Raw genomic sequence first — 13,588 nt, 5'->3', positions numbered from 1 at the left:
GACCGGGCCGGCTACGCGGTACGCCGCCTCGGCACGGCCGGGCTGCCGGTGTCCGTCCCCGACGCCGCCGTGGTGTCGGTGACCGCGCCCGGCCCGGAGGCCGCCACTGCCTGGGCGGCCGACTGCCGGGCCCGGGGCGTCGCGGTCGGGTGCTTCCGCCCACCGTCCACCCCGGACCACCGCTCCCGCCTGCGGCTGACCCTCTCGACCGGGGTCACCCGGGCGGACTTCGAACACGCCCTGGAGACCATCGTGGAGTGCGCCCCGCCGCCCCCAGCCGGGGTGGCACCGTGAGCGCGAGGAGTGAGCCGGTGTTGCGAGCCCCGCAGTCGCGAGCCGGGGTGGTCCCGTGAGCGCGAGGAGTGAGCGGGTTGTGCGAGCCCCGCAGTCGCGAGCCGGGGTGGCACCGTGAGCGCGAGGAGTGAGCCGGTGTTGCGAGCCCCGCAGTCGCGAGCCGAGGTAGTGCCGTGAGCGGGTGGAAGGGTGCGGTGCTGGTCACCGGGACCGACACCGAGGTCGGCAAGACGGTGGTGACGGCGGCGATCACCGCCGCCGCGCAGGCCGCCGGCCTGCGGGTCGCGGTGGTCAAGCCGGGCCAGACGGGTACGGCCACCGGCGAGCCCGGCGACGTGGACTCGGTGACCCGGCTGGCCGCCCCGCTGACCGGTCGTACCCTGTCCAGCTACCCCGACCCGCTCGCCCCGCTGGCTGCGGCCCGGGTAGCCGAGCTGGAGCCGTTGGAGCTGTACACGGCCGTCGACGCGATCCGCGCGGAGGTCGACAAGCACGACCTGGTGCTCGTCGAGGGGGCCGGTGGGCTGCTGGTGCCGATGGGGCTGCGTCCGTCGGGTGAGGCGTGGACCGTCGCCGACCTGGCGGTGTCGCTGGGCGCCCCGGCGGTGGTGGTGGCCCGGGCCGGGTTGGGCACCCTCAACCACACCGCGCTGACCCTGGAGGCGTTGGAGCGCCGGGCCGTGCCCGCCGGGGTGGTGATCGGCGCGTGGCCGGCGGAGCCGCAGCTGGTGCACTGGGCGAACCTGACGGAGCTGGTGCCGAACCTGCTCGGCGCGTTGCCGGCCGGGGCCGGGGCGATGGACCCGGGGGTGTTCCGCCGGTCCGCCCCGGGCTGGCTCACCCCCGACCTGTACGGGGTGCTCGACGACTGGCGGACCTGGGCCGAGGACGCCGGCTGACCGGTCCGCCGCCGGTGCCCTCACTCGGTGGCGGGGACCGGCCGGGGTCGGTCGTCCTGCGCCGGTCGTGGGGCGATGACCTGCACGCCGACGTCGGCGTCGCGGTTCTGTGCCTCGATCCAGGTGTCCAGGGCGGTGCGGCAGGCGTGGTCGACGTGCCGCAGGCCGCCGAGGTCCAGCCGTACCCGCCGGTCGTCGGGCAGCCCGTCGAGGGTGGTGAGGATGGTGGGCAGCCGGAGGAACGTGGCGTTGCCGGTGATCGCCACGTGCACCGGGTCGACGTCGTCGTGCACGGTGACCCGGACGTGGGACGTCTCCCAGGCGGTCTTGACCACGGCCAGCCCGAGGCCGACGAGCACGCCGGTGAACAGGTCGGTGCCGAGGATCGCGACGGCGGTCACCACCAGCACCACCGCCTCGCCCCGGTGTTCCCGCCACAACTCGGGCAGGGCCTGCCACGGCAGCAGCTTGCACCCGGCGTGCACCAGCACGGCGGCCAGCGCGGGCATCGGGATCAACCCGACCAGCCCGGGTACGGCGGCGACGAAGAGCAGCAGCCACACGCCGTGCAGCACCCGGGACGCCTTCGTCCGCGCGCCGGCCCGTACGTTGGCGGAGCTGCGCACGATGACGGCGGTCATCGGCAGCGCGCCGAGCAACCCGCAGACCGTGTTGCCGGTGCCCTGGGCGACGAGTTCCCGGTCGAAGTCGGTCCGGGGCCCCTGGTGCATCCGGTCGACGGCCGCTGCGCTGAACAGGCTCTCCGCCGAGGCGACCAGGGCGAACGTGACGATGGTGGCGAGCATCCCCGGGTCGGTGAGGGCCGTCCAGTGCCCGAGCGACGGGGTGAGCGCGGCGAGCATCCCCTCCACCGTGATCGTGTCGACGGGCAGCCGCAGGGCGGCGCTCACCGCCGCTGCGGCGACCACGGCGACCAGCGCGCCGGGGACCAGGCCCGGCCGGCCGGGGAGCCGGTCCCAGAGCAGCATGACCACGAGCGTGGCCGCGCCGACGGCGAGCGACACCTGCGCCGTGCCGGAGCCGGTCAGCTCGCCGGCCAGGGCGGGTAGTCCGGTGAAGCCGGCGAGCCCGGTCGGTGGCGTGTCCGCCCCGGCCAGCACGTGGAGCTGCCCGGCGACCAGCAGCAGGCCGATCCCGGTGAGCATGCCGTGCACCACGGCCACCGAGATGGCCCGGAACCACCGGCCGAGCCGCAGCAGCCCCAGCCCGATCTGGAGCAGGCCGGCGACCAGCACGATGGTGCCGAGGCCGGCCAGCCCGTACCGTTCCACGGCCTCGGCGACGAGCACGGTCAGCCCGGCGGCCGGCCCGCTCACCTGGAGGCTGCTGCCCGGCATCACCCCCACCACCAGCCCACCGACCACGCCGGTGACCAGCCCGAGTTCGACGGGCACCCCGGAGGCGACCGCGATCCCGACGCACAGCGGCAACGCGACCAGGAACACCACCAGCGACGCCGGCACGTCACGCCGCCACACCCCCCACCTCACCGTCTCCCACCCCCCAACGCCACCCCACCCGCCCGCGTCACCCCGTCCCCGCCTGACGGCACCCCACCCGCCCCGGTGATCAAGAGGTTTACGTCAACGTTGATCTCTGAGCTGACCCGAACCTCTTGATCAACTCGAAAGGGCGGGGGGACCGGGGGAGGAGGGGAGGGGAAGGGGGTGGGGTGCATGTGGACCTCCCGGGTTGGTGTGGCGCGGGGCGTCACGTGGGGTTCAACCCTTGCCGGGGAGTGGGGGTTACGCCTGTTTCCGCAGGTGAGCGGCGTTCGGGCGGGGCTACGGGATGGGGTTGCGGCGGACCACGAAGGCGTCGGGCATCCGGAAGGTGAGGTTGTCCGGGCACCACGGTGGACGTACCACCGTCACCGCGTCCAGCAGCGGTGCCGCCTCGGCGACCACCACCGCCGCCTCCAGCCGGGCCAGCTGCGCGCCGACGCACCGGTGCGCCCCCGCCCCGAAGGCCAGGTGCCGGCGCGACCCGCGCTGCCCCGGGCGGAACCCGGCCGGGTCGGCCACCACCTTCGGGTCGCAGCCGGCCCGGGCCAGCCACAGCAGCACCGAACTGCCCGCCGGCACCGGCGTACCGCCCAGGCGGGTGTCGGTCGCGGCCACCCGCCGCCAGGTGACGATCGGCGGGTCCCGGCGCAGGCCCTCCTCGACCACGTCGGCGACGTCGACGGTGCCGGCCCGCAGCCCGGCGCGCACCCCCGGTTCGCCGGTGAGCCGGTGCAGCAGCAGGGTCAGGAACTGGCTGGTGGTCTCCTGGCCGGCGACCAGCAGGAAGAACAGCGCCCCCACCACCACGTCCGGGGGGTGCCCGGCGGCGCGCAGCCGACCGGCCAGGCCGCCGCCGGTGCCGGCGAACTCCCGCAGTACGGCGTGGAACCGGCCCACCTCGACGGCGAGGCGCTGCTGCCGGTCGGCGTCCAGCGGGGCCCAGAACAGTTCCAGCGCCGCCCGCGCGAAGTCCTTCACCGCGCCCACCGGGGCGTCCGGCAGCTCGACCAGCCGGGCCAGCACCAGCAGCGGCAGGTCGGCGGCGAGCCGGGCGTGCAGGTCGACCGGCCGACCGGCGGCCAGCTCGGCGGCGATGGCGGCCACCCGGGCCCGGACCAGGGCGGTCAGCCACGGTCGCTGGGCGGCCACCCGGTCGGGGTGCAGCGCCTCGGCGACGATCGCCCGGATCGCCGGGTGGCTGGGGCCGGCGTTGTTCGCCAGCGTCGGCGGCAGCCGGAACCGGTGCGCGGTGAGCACCCGCAGCGCGGCCACCGGGATCGGCGTCACCGCGTCCAGGGCGTTGTCGGGTCGCCAGGTCACCGGGTCGGCGAGCACCTGCCGGACCAGCGCGTGCCGGGTCACCACCAGGTGGACGCCGCCGACCCGGTCGACGACCGTGGCCACGTCCGGCCAGGGCTCGTCGACGGACGCCTCCCACCCCCGGAACAGCACCCGGTCACGCTAGCGGGCGGCCCCCGGCGGGGCGGGGTCCAGTTCCCACACCGTGGTGTGCTTCACCCGGACGCTCTCCAACGCCTCCGGCACCGGCACGTCGTAGCCGGCCAGCTCGCGGAACCGTTCCCGGGGCAGGAACGCCCGGCCGGGGTCGCCGACCAGCACCCGGGCGCCGGAGCGGGCGGCCCGCAGCAGGAAGCGCAGCACCCGGCGGGCCATCGCCTCGCTGTAGAAGACGTCCCCGGCGAGCAGCACCTCGGCGTCCCCGGCGTCGCCGTCGAGCACGTCGGCCAGTTCGGCGTCGACACGTACCCCGTTGGCGTGGGCGTTGAGGGCGACGGCGGCGACGGCCCGCTCGTCGATCTCCACCGCCCGTACGGCCGCCGCGCCGGCCCGTGCGGCGGCGATGGCGACCAGGCCGGAACCCGAGGCGAGGTCGAGCACCCGGCGACCGGCGACGGTCTCCGGATGGTCGGTGACGTACCGGGCCAGTCCCTGCCCACCGGCCCAGGCGAAGGCCCAGAACGGTGGCGGCTGGGAGCTGCGGAACTCGCCCTCGGTCAGCTCCCACAGGCCGATCGGCTCGTCGGCCTGGTGCAACCGCACCTCGGGTACGAAGGCGACCGGGGCGAGCCGGGCGTGCAGCCGGACGAAGGCCGCGGAGAGTTCGGACACCCGCCCAGGATGTCAGCCGCCCGACGGCCGGCGTGGTCGCCCCTCGCCCGCCCGCGGAAAGCGGGCTGGCCCACACCGTCGCCCGGCGTGTCGGCGGTGACGGGTGACCGGTTCACCACTGTCGGTGTTAACCCGCACCGTACTTGCCGATCGGCGCGAACACGCCCGTCTACCGGCTTCCCCATCGTGCTCATAGCGTGGCGAGTGGACAAGACCGACGGGAGGAGCGAGGCGGTGGTGATGGTGTGGCGGAACGCGCTACGGGTCGGGGCGGTGCTGACCTGCCTGTCGGGGACAGCGCTCGTCGGGCCGACACCGGCGTCGGCGGCGGACCGCTTCGCCACCGAGCTGAGCGGCCTGCCGGCCCAGTTCACCGCCGGGGACCAGGTGCGTACGGTCTCGGCGGTGGTGTCCAACAGGGGCGACGGCGGCTGTGTGAAGGTCCGCTGGTCGATGGTGCTCTCGGTGCAGGGGCTGCGACTGGACCAGGTCAAGATGGACCGGGTCGAGGAGACCGGCTCGTTCCCGCTGGACATCCGGGCCCAGGGGGACGTGGCCCGGCTGACCGACCGGCAGCTCGACCCGGGCACCCTGTGCCCGGACCGCACGGTCACCGCCACCTACCGGGTGGCCTTCGCCGAGGACGTCACCCGGGGCCGGATCACCATGGCCGCCGAGGCGTACGACCCGAACCTGCGGCTGCTCGCCCGGCGTACCGCCACCCGGCAGGTCGTCGGCACGGCCCCACCGCCCACCACGGCGGCACCCGAGCCGACCACCGCGTCGCCGGAGCCGACCCAGGAGGTGCTGGAGCCGACCGAGGAGGAGACCGAACCGACCGAGGAGGCGCTGGCCGAGGTGCCGCCACCGGCTGCGGCGAACCGTTCGGCCAACCAGAGCGGGGGTTTCGGGGTGGTGCAGGCGGCGTTCCTGCTCGGCGGCCTGCTGCTCTTCCTCGGTGTCGGCCTGCTGATGCGGCTGCGGCAGCTCACCCGGACGGCGTCCGACGGCGGGGAGGCCGAGAGCGTCCCGGTGCGTCGGCCCGTCCGCTGGACCACCGTCCGACGGTGATCGGGGGCCGCCGGGGCCGGGTGGCGCCACCACCCGGCCCCGGCGGGTTTCACTTCGCGAACACCTGGAACTCGGCGATCCGCACCTGGTCGCGCGCCGGGCTGGCGGTCGCGCAGTCGGTCCGGGTCGCCGGGTCGTCGTCCTGCTCACCGGCGTACGCGGGGCCGCCGGTGCACTGACTGGCCAGCACCTCCAGCCGGACGTGGGTGGCGACGGTGGCCGGCACCCGGAACGAGCGGGCGATCAGGTCCCGGCTGTAGGCCCGGTACTTCCCGCCGGGGAACGCGTCGTCGGCGCTGGTGTAGACCCGGGTCCAGCGGGCCGGGTCGGCGCAGTCGGTGGTGGTCGCGTCGCAGGTCGACACCGCGAACGACCGCAGCGCGCTCAGCGCGTTCTGCGCGCCGGGGTCGGCGTCGCCGGTGATCGCCGGGCGGAGCATCGCGCTGACGGTGACCCGCTGCACCGGCTGCGGGGTGCCGCCGGGCAGCGTCACGGTGACCTGCCTACCGGCCACCCCGGTCAGCGACGCCCAGTTGGTGGCCTCGGTGTCGTCGCCGATCCGGTCCAGGTTCACCCCGTCCCCGGTGATCGTCGCCCCCGACGCGGTGGACGCCAGGTTCCGGTTCAGCCGCAGGTCGACGTACCCCTGCTGGCCGGCCTTGGCGACCACCTCCAGGCGCTGGTGGCCGAAGCCGGGGGCGACCGCCAGCACCTGGTACGTCCCGGCGACGGCCTCGAAGGTGGCCGGCAGCGGGGTGGCCGGGTCGGTGTCGGCGACCGGGGTGGCCCGCGCCTCGTAGTCGCCGACGTAGAGCCGGATCGGCGCGTCGGTGCTGTCGCCCCGGGGGCGCAGGGTCAGCGTGGCGTTGCCGCCGGCCGGGCTGGCGAAGCTCGGCGTCGGGTCGGTGTCGGCGGCGCCGACGGTGGCGGCGTCCCGGCCCATCCCGGAGCGGGCGAACTCGGCCCAGATCAGTTCCTGGTTGGCCCCGCCGAAGCGCAGCCGGTCGGCGGTGAGCAGGTTGTCCCGCATGTCGAGCATGCTGACCTGGCTGGCCGCCTGGAGCAGGAACGAGTCGAAGACCAGCTGCACCCAGCGCCGGTTGCCGGGGCAGTTCTCGGCGGCCACCCGGCCCTGGGCGCAGTCGAGCTGCCGCTGCGGGGTGCCCAGGCCGTACTTCTTGACCAGGGCGGCGCGGATGCGGAAGTTGGTCGCGCCCCAGATCTCCCCGTCGGCGTGCACCGCCGGACCGGCGGTGTTGTAGCCGACGTCGGAGTAGTTGAGCGGGCTGCGGCTCAGGTCGTAGTTGCGGATGCCGCTGACCAGGTTGCCGGTGACGTAGCCGCCGGTGACGAAGGGCGTCTCACCGGGGGCGCGCAGGCCGTGCTCGTAGAGGTACTCGGCGGCGAGCAGGTCGCTCCACGACTCGCCCATCGCCCCGCCCTGGTGGCCGCTGATCCCGCTGTCCGGGCCGGCGATCATCCGGTTGGTGATGGCGTGGGTGTACTCGTGGCCGATCACCGTCATGTCGTAGTCGCCGTCGACGCACGGCGGGTACGGCCCGCCGGCCTGCGGCTGCCACAGGTACATGTTGGTGCTCGGCGGCAGCCCGTCGCGCGGGGTGGACTGGTTGGCGTTGTTCCGGTTGCCGCTCAGCGCGCCCTGCTGGGCCCGGCCCTGCTCGGCGTCGCCGCCCAGCCCTGCGCCGCTGACGTTGACCGCCTGGAGGTTCCAGGTGGCCTCGGTGAAGCCCAGGTGCCAGGCCCAGTCGTGCATCCGGTTGTGCATGGCGAACAGGTTGGCGGTGGCGGCGTCGGCGTCGTTGCGTTGGGCGGAGGTGAACGCCGCCGGGTTGCAGCGGGCCTGGTGCCACTGGTCGGTGAACGGGTATTCGTAGCGGCGGTCCGGGCGGTCGGGGGCGTTGACCATGGGGCTGCCGGCGCCCCAGGAGACCACCGTGTTGGCCGAGTTGCCCCGGGTGGTGCCGGTGGGCGTGCCGGTGGTCAGGTCGACGTCCCAGGGCTGCCCGCTCGCCGGGTCGCGGAAGGCGGCGGCGCAGTCGGGTGCGGGGGTGCCGCACCAGCGGACCCGGGGGTCCTGCCCGGGGGCGGGGTCCTGCGGCGGGGTGGCCGGGTAGACCGCCCAGCTCGGGTTGTCGGAGTCGAAGTCGACGAGGTCCTCGCGGACCAGCACCTTCCCGGTGATCCCGTCGACGTAGGTGGTGAAGGCGGCCGGGTGGTCGCTGTCCTTTCCGATCAGGGTCACCTCGTAGGCGGCCCGGTTGCCGTCGACCGGGGTGGGCACGGCGACCGGACGTACCCGGTGGCTGGCCACCGCGCCGGTGTCCAGGCCGGCGTCGGCGAGCGCGTCGGCGTACGCCTGCGCTTCGGTGCGGGTGGCCGGGGCGGGGGCGGAGGCGTCCCGGGTCAGCGAGGAGCTGACCGAGAGCACGGTGCCGTCGGCGACCGCGACGGTGACCAGCCCGTCGTGGCCGGCGGGCAGGTCGCCGAAGCGCTGCCGCAGGGTGACCACCGCGCCGTCGCCGATCGGCCGGACCAGGAGCCGGTCCAGCGCGGCGACCGCGTCGGCGTCGAGCCCGAACAGGTCCCGCTGCTGGGTGAGGTAGCGCCGGGCGGCGGCCTCCGGGTCGGCGGGCAGTCCGGTGGCGAGCCGGGCCGGGCCGAGGGCGTGCGGGGTGCCGAGCCGGTTCCAGCGCACCGGGGCGCCGGTGGACCGGGCCAGGCTGCGCTGGCGGGCGTCGGGTGCGGCCGTACCGGTGCGGTTGTCGACGTCGGCGGCCTGGTGGCGGTCGTCGGCGAACGAGCCGGAGCGGCCCGGGGCCGGGGCCGCGGTGTCGCCCGGCGCGGCCGTGGCGGTGCCCCCGCCGGGCAGCAGGGCGGCGACCACGGCGGCGGTCGCCAGTACGGGAACGAGCCGGCGTCGGTGCCGGCTCGTTCGGGGTGTCCACTCCGGTCTGGCCACGGAACCTCCTTGTGGGAGCGGGACCGGCGGGACGCCGACCCGGCGCAGGCGGGGTAACGCATGCGCATACGTGGATACCAGGCGGACCGGACGGGGGCAATGGCGCGTGGTGCGCGGATCAGACGAGCTGGGCGGGGTCGAGCCCCAGTTCCCGGGCTGTGACCAGCCGGATCCACTCGCCGAACTGCCGGCGGGAGATCACCCGCTCGTGCACGGCGAGCTGGACGGCGAGCCCGTCCATCACCGCGTTGATCCGCCAGGCGGCGCCGGCCGGGTCGGCGCAGTCGAAGGTCCCGTCGGCCACCCCGGCCGAGATCACCGTCGCCAGGTCCTCCCGCCAGCGCAGGTCCAGCCGTCGGCAGACCTTCTCCAGTTCCGGGGTACGCAACGACTCCGCCCAGCCGTCGATCCACATCGCCCAGGGCCGGCCGGTGGGGGTGTAGAGGCGCAGGATGCGCCGGAGCTTGGTCAGTGGCGGGGTGGCGGAGCGCAGCACCGCGTCCAGCCGGGACAGTTCCTGCTCGACGGCGTACGCGAACGCCTGGGCGAGCAGCCGCTCCTTGGTGGCGAAGTGGTAGAAGACCAGCGCCTGGCTGACTCCGGCGGCGGCGGCCACGTCGGCGGTGCGGGTGTTGGCGAGTCCACGCTCGACGATCACGTCACAGGCTGTGCGCAGCAGGGAATCCAGGCGGACATCGGCGGCGGCACGTCTCGTCACGCCGCTACGGTAACCTATCGAACCGAGCACAGGGAGTTACCGACCCGCCCGATCCGGCTGCCGGCAGTCGGAAGCCGGACAGCGTCCTTCCGGCGAGTCGGCTACCTTTCCGACCTGTTCACTAGGGGTGTGGGCAACGCGCCCCACCTCCGGCGACCAACTCTCCTAGGAAGCTCTGGGGGCGGTGGCGCCGGTCACCGCCCCGGCGACCGGACGCGCCGTCGACGGCCCCGATTTGGCATCGGTGAGACCGCTCGGCTAGAGTTTCCATCCGTCACCGGGTGTCGTCCCGGAGGCAAGCGGACGTAGCGCAGCTGGTAGCGCATCACCTTGCCAAGGTGAGGGTCGCGGGTTCGAATCCCGTCGTCCGCTCGGAGCTGCCGCCACGCATGACGGGGGCAACCTCGGTGGGGTGGCCGAGAGGCGAGGCAACGGCCTGCAAAGCCGTGTACGCGGGTTCAAATCCCGTCCCCACCTCGGTAACAAGCACGGGCGATTGGCGCAGTGGGAGCGCGCTTCCTTGACACGGAAGAGGTCACTGGTTCAAACCCAGTATCGCCCACACGGTCAGTAGGGCCACCTTCCGACACCGGAAGGTGGCCCTATTGCTGTCCGTGCCAGGGTGTCGACCCCGGCCCACCGCAGACCACGCTTCGGGTCATCGCCGTACGTCGATGTCAAGCTATCCTGGCTCCGATTCTTCCAGCGGAACATCGCGACGCCGGGTGGGTGTGGGGTGGGGGAGACGGGCCGGGAGGCGCTGCTCGCGTTCGTCGACGAGTTGCGCCACCTGCGCCAGCAGGCGGGCGGGCCGTCGTTGAACTCCCTGGTGGCGGTCGCCGCCGCCCGGGGCAGACCGTTGGCCCGCTCCACCCTCAGCGACAAGCTCAACGCCAAGTCGCTGCCGGACTGGGACTTCGTCACCGGCTACCTGGGCGCCTGCGTCGCGTACGCCGAGCAGGTCGGCATCCGGTTGCCCGCCGCGCTGACCGACCAGGCCCGGTGGGAGGCCGCGTACTGGCGGCTGCTGGCCGCGGCGGACGCGGCGCGGGTCGACGACCGGCTCACCGCCGCCGCCCGCGCCGAACGGGGCCGGCAGGCTTCCGCCGGTGCCGCGCCCCCGGCACCGCCCGTGCCCCGCCAGCTACCGGTGGCGGTACGGCACTTCGCCGGCCGGTCCGCCCCGCTCACCGCCCTGGACGCGCTGCTCACCGAGCCGGAAGGCCCGCCGGGCACCGTCCCCGTCTGCACCATCGGCGGTACGGCCGGCGTGGGCAAGACGGCCCTGGCCGTGCACTGGGCGCACCGGGTCGCCGGCCGGTTCCCGGACGGGCAGCTCTACGTCGACCTGCGCGGCTTCGACCCCGAGTCGCCCGCGCTGAGCCCCGCCGAGGCGGTGGCCGGGTTCCTGGAGGCGCTCGCGGTGCCGCCGGAACGCATCCCGGTGGGATTGGCGGCCCAGGCGGCCCTCTACCGCAGCCTGCTCGCCGACCGGCGGGTGCTGGTGCTGCTGGACAACGCCCGCGACGCCGACCAGGTACGTCCGCTGCTGCCCAGCTCGCCGGGATGCCTGGTCGTGGTGACCAGCCGCAACCAGCTACCGGGACTGGTCACCGCCGAGGGGGCCCGCCCGCTGCCGCTGGGTCTGCTCTCCCCGGCGGAGGGGCGTGAGCTGCTGTCCCGCCGGCTGGGCGCGGACCGGGTCGCGGCGGAACCGGAGGCGGTGGACCGGATCGTCGCCGCGGCGGCCGGCTTGCCGCTGGCGTTGGCGATCGTGGCCGCGCGGGCCGCCACCTACCCGGATTTCCGGCTGGCCCGCCTCGCCGCCGAGCTGACCGCCAGCCGGGGCGGCCTCGACGCGTTCAGCGGCGGCGAGGCCGGCGTCGACGTCCGGGCGGTGCTGTCCTGGTCGTACCGGGGTCTCGACCCGGCGGCGGCCGACCTGTTCCGGGCGCTCGGGACGCACCCCGGGCCCGACGTGTCCGTCCCGGCGGCCGCCAGCCTCGCCGCCCTGACCCCGGCCGAGGTGCGCCGGCCGCTGGCGGTGCTGACCCGGGCGAACCTGCTCACCGAGCACGCCCCCGGCCGGTACGCCCTGCACGACCTGCTCCGCGCGTACGCCGTCGAGCTGGCCGTGGCGACCGACTCCGCCGGGCTGCGGCGGGCGGCGCGGTGCCGGCTGCTCGACCACTACCTGCACACCGCGTACGCCGCCGCTCTGCTGCTGCACAAGCACCGCGACGACATCGACCTGCCGGTGGCGCACCCCGGGACCACGGTGTCCACGCCGGCCGACCGGGACGAGGCGTGGGCGTGGCTGGCCGCCGAACACCGGGCGCTGCTCGCCGCGATCGGCCTGGCCGTCGAGCACGGGTTGCCGACCCACGCCTGGCAGTTGGCGTGGAGCGTCAACACCTACCTCGACCGGGTGGGTGCCTGGGCGGACCAGTCCCGCGCCCAGGAGTTGGCGCTGCGGGCCGCCACGGCGGCCGGGGACCGGGACGGGCAGGCCCGCGCCCACCGCAACCGGGCCATCGCCTGCCTGCGCCTCGGCGCGTACGAGGAGGCCCGCGAGCACCTGGAGCGGTCCCGGCAGTTGTACGCCGAACTCGGTGACCGGGTCGGCGGTGGGCGGACCGAACTGAACCTCGGCATCCTCGCGGAGCGGCAGGACGACCACCGGCGGGCGCTCGACCACGCGCAACGGGCGCACCGCCTGTTCGAGGCCGCCGGGCACGCGCAGGGCCAGGCCAACGCGCTCAACAACATCGGCTGGTACCACATCCAGCTCGGCGACTACCCCCGTGCGCTGGACTACTGCGGTCAGGCTCTGGTGCGGCAGCAGCAGACCGGGAACCGCTACTGGGAGGCGCACGCGTGGGACAGCCTCGGCTTCGCCCACCACCACCTCGGCCGGCACCGCGAGGCCCTCGACTGCTACCGGCAGGCGCTCGCGCTGTGGCGGGAGACCGGCGAACGGTACTACGAGTCCGTCACGCTGATGCACCTCGGTGACAGCCACCAGGCCACCGCCGAACCCGACGCGGCCCGTACCGCCTGGGGGCAGGCCCTCGACGTGCTCGACCAGCTCGGCCATCCGGACGCCGCACTGGTGCGCAGCCGGCTCGACGCGCTGCCGGCCGCGCGGTAGTCCCGCCCCCGCGTCGCGGGGTGGCGGGCCGGTCGCGTCACAGCGGCGGGGCGACGTCCCGACGCTCCTCGACCCGCTGGTACGCCACCGGCTCGGCGGTGGTGACCGTACGGCGGCGACCGCGCATCAGCAGAACCATGACGAGGCCGAGAACGCCGGCGGCCATCAGGATCCAGCCGACGACGTCGAGATCGACACCGCCGACGCTCGCGTTCACCGCGAAGGTGAGGATCGCGCCGACGGCGAGCAGGAAGATGCTCGTTCCGATACCCATGACAGCTCCTTGGGGGCAGGGGTTGTGCTGTCGGGATGCAGTACCCCGTCGATGAGCAGGGCAATCGCCGGGCGGGGCGAAGTGGTGGGGTCGGCCGGGCGGGCGATCTTGGAATGGGGTAGAGTTCACCCCGTCGCCGGGGAGACCGGGCGGCACGCGGACGTAGCGCAGCTGGTAGCGCATCACCTTGCCAAGGTGAGGGTCGCGGGTTCGAATCCCGTCGTCCGCTCTCGACCACGGGCGATTGGCGCAGTGGGAGCGCGCTTCCTTGACACGGAAGAGGTCACTGGTTCAAACCCAGTATCGCCCACCAGAGCATCGCGAAGGCCCCGGCTCACCAGAGCCGGGGCCTTCGCGTTGGCGGTTCGTTGCGGGTCAGCTGTTCCAGTGCTGGGCGACGAGGTCGGCGGCCTGGGTCTCCCACTGGGCGTAGTGGTCGGGGTACGCCGACACCTGCACCGTCTGGGCGGCCTTGGTCAGGGGCATGTCCTGCCAGCCGTCGACCTGCTTGAGGCCCTTGAGGAACGCCATCGTGGCGTACTCGG

Annotated in this window: 10 protein-coding genes and 5 tRNA genes; 9 read left to right on the top strand and 6 right to left on the bottom strand. The window is 74.6% G+C overall.

Annotated elements, in window-relative coordinates; genetic code table 11:
• Positions 1-294 (top strand): aminotransferase class I/II-fold pyridoxal phosphate-dependent enzyme (locus H1A17_RS31015; protein WP_194823551.1); only part of this gene is annotated, 294 nt, incomplete at its 5' end.
• Between the two features lie 194 nt (positions 295-488).
• The gene (gene bioD, locus H1A17_RS31010) at positions 489-1,193 is read left to right on the top strand and encodes a dethiobiotin synthase (protein ID WP_145922645.1); all 705 of its coding nucleotides are present in this window, start codon (positions 489-491) and stop codon (positions 1,191-1,193) included.
• Positions 1,194-1,213: 20 nt separating this feature from the next.
• Here bioD and H1A17_RS31005 read toward each other — a convergent pair whose 3' ends face one another.
• The 3 genes from H1A17_RS31005 to H1A17_RS30995 all read right to left on the bottom strand — a co-directional run bounded on the left by H1A17_RS31005 (position 1,214) and on the right by H1A17_RS30995 (position 4,849).
• Positions 1,214-2,704 (bottom strand): SulP family inorganic anion transporter, encoded by a 1,491-nt coding sequence (locus H1A17_RS31005; protein ID WP_194823550.1) that lies wholly within the window; start codon positions 2,702-2,704, stop codon positions 1,214-1,216.
• Positions 2,705-2,998: 294 nt separating this feature from the next.
• Positions 2,999-4,171, bottom strand: a complete 1,173-nt coding sequence (locus H1A17_RS31000; RefSeq protein WP_194823549.1) for a cytochrome P450 — start codon at positions 4,169-4,171, stop codon at positions 2,999-3,001.
• Positions 4,172-4,180: 9 nt separating this feature from the next.
• Positions 4,181-4,849, bottom strand: a complete 669-nt coding sequence (locus H1A17_RS30995; protein WP_088646911.1) for a methyltransferase — start codon at positions 4,847-4,849, stop codon at positions 4,181-4,183.
• Between the two features lie 204 nt (positions 4,850-5,053).
• On the opposite strand from H1A17_RS30995, the gene H1A17_RS30990 reads away from it, so the two are divergent.
• A complete protein-coding gene (locus tag H1A17_RS30990) occupies positions 5,054-5,920 on the top strand; it encodes a hypothetical protein (protein ID WP_240762699.1) in 867 nt (288 codons plus the stop codon).
• A gap of 49 nt (positions 5,921-5,969) precedes the next feature.
• On the opposite strand, the gene H1A17_RS30985 is transcribed toward H1A17_RS30990, so the two are convergent.
• Together H1A17_RS30985 and H1A17_RS30980 are read right to left on the bottom strand one after the other, a co-directional pair.
• Entirely contained in the window at positions 5,970-8,900 is a 2,931-nt protein-coding gene (locus tag H1A17_RS30985; protein WP_194823548.1) for a M36 family metallopeptidase, read from the bottom strand.
• A 118-nt stretch (positions 8,901-9,018) separates the two neighbouring features.
• On the bottom strand, positions 9,019-9,618 hold the full coding sequence (locus tag H1A17_RS30980) for a TetR/AcrR family transcriptional regulator (RefSeq protein ID WP_145918578.1): 600 nt from the start codon (positions 9,616-9,618) through the stop codon (positions 9,019-9,021).
• A 299-nt stretch (positions 9,619-9,917) separates the two neighbouring features.
• Here H1A17_RS30980 and H1A17_RS30975 point away from each other — a divergent pair.
• From H1A17_RS30975 to H1A17_RS30960, 4 genes are all read left to right on the top strand, one after another.
• Positions 9,918-9,990, top strand: a tRNA-Gly gene (locus H1A17_RS30975).
• A 34-nt stretch (positions 9,991-10,024) separates the two neighbouring features.
• Positions 10,025-10,095: transfer RNA gene (locus H1A17_RS30970), tRNA-Cys, on the top strand.
• A gap of 13 nt (positions 10,096-10,108) precedes the next feature.
• Positions 10,109-10,180, top strand: a tRNA-Val gene (locus tag H1A17_RS30965).
• A gap of 174 nt (positions 10,181-10,354) precedes the next feature.
• Complete coding sequence (locus H1A17_RS30960) at positions 10,355-12,769, top strand: tetratricopeptide repeat protein (protein ID WP_240762701.1); 2,415 nt, start codon at positions 10,355-10,357, stop codon at positions 12,767-12,769.
• Positions 12,770-12,806: 37 nt separating this feature from the next.
• On the opposite strand, the gene H1A17_RS30955 is transcribed toward H1A17_RS30960, so the two are convergent.
• Positions 12,807-13,043, bottom strand: a complete 237-nt coding sequence (locus H1A17_RS30955; RefSeq protein WP_088646915.1) for a DUF6458 family protein — start codon at positions 13,041-13,043, stop codon at positions 12,807-12,809.
• A 156-nt stretch (positions 13,044-13,199) separates the two neighbouring features.
• On the opposite strand from H1A17_RS30955, the gene H1A17_RS30950 reads away from it, so the two are divergent.
• Both H1A17_RS30950 and H1A17_RS30945 read left to right on the top strand, forming a co-directional pair.
• Positions 13,200-13,272 (top strand) — tRNA-Gly (locus H1A17_RS30950).
• 9 nt (positions 13,273-13,281) lie between these two features.
• A tRNA-Val gene (locus H1A17_RS30945) sits at positions 13,282-13,356 on the top strand.
• Positions 13,357-13,588 lie beyond the last annotated feature (232 nt).

The sequence above is a fragment of the Micromonospora sp. S-DT3-3-22 genome, assembly GCF_015354745.1.
GTDB classification, from domain to species: Bacteria; Actinomycetota; Actinomycetes; order Mycobacteriales; family Micromonosporaceae; genus Micromonospora; species Micromonospora wenchangensis.
The sequence above is the reverse complement of the archived record's forward strand: the minus strand, read 5'-3'. Positions and strand labels throughout refer to the sequence as shown.

Excerpts from the sequence above, each read along its gene's own strand:
- H1A17_RS30955 (WP_088646915.1), bottom strand. The coding sequence starts at position 13,043 with ATGGGTATCGGAACGAGCATCTTCCTGCTCGCCGTCGGCGCGATCCTC.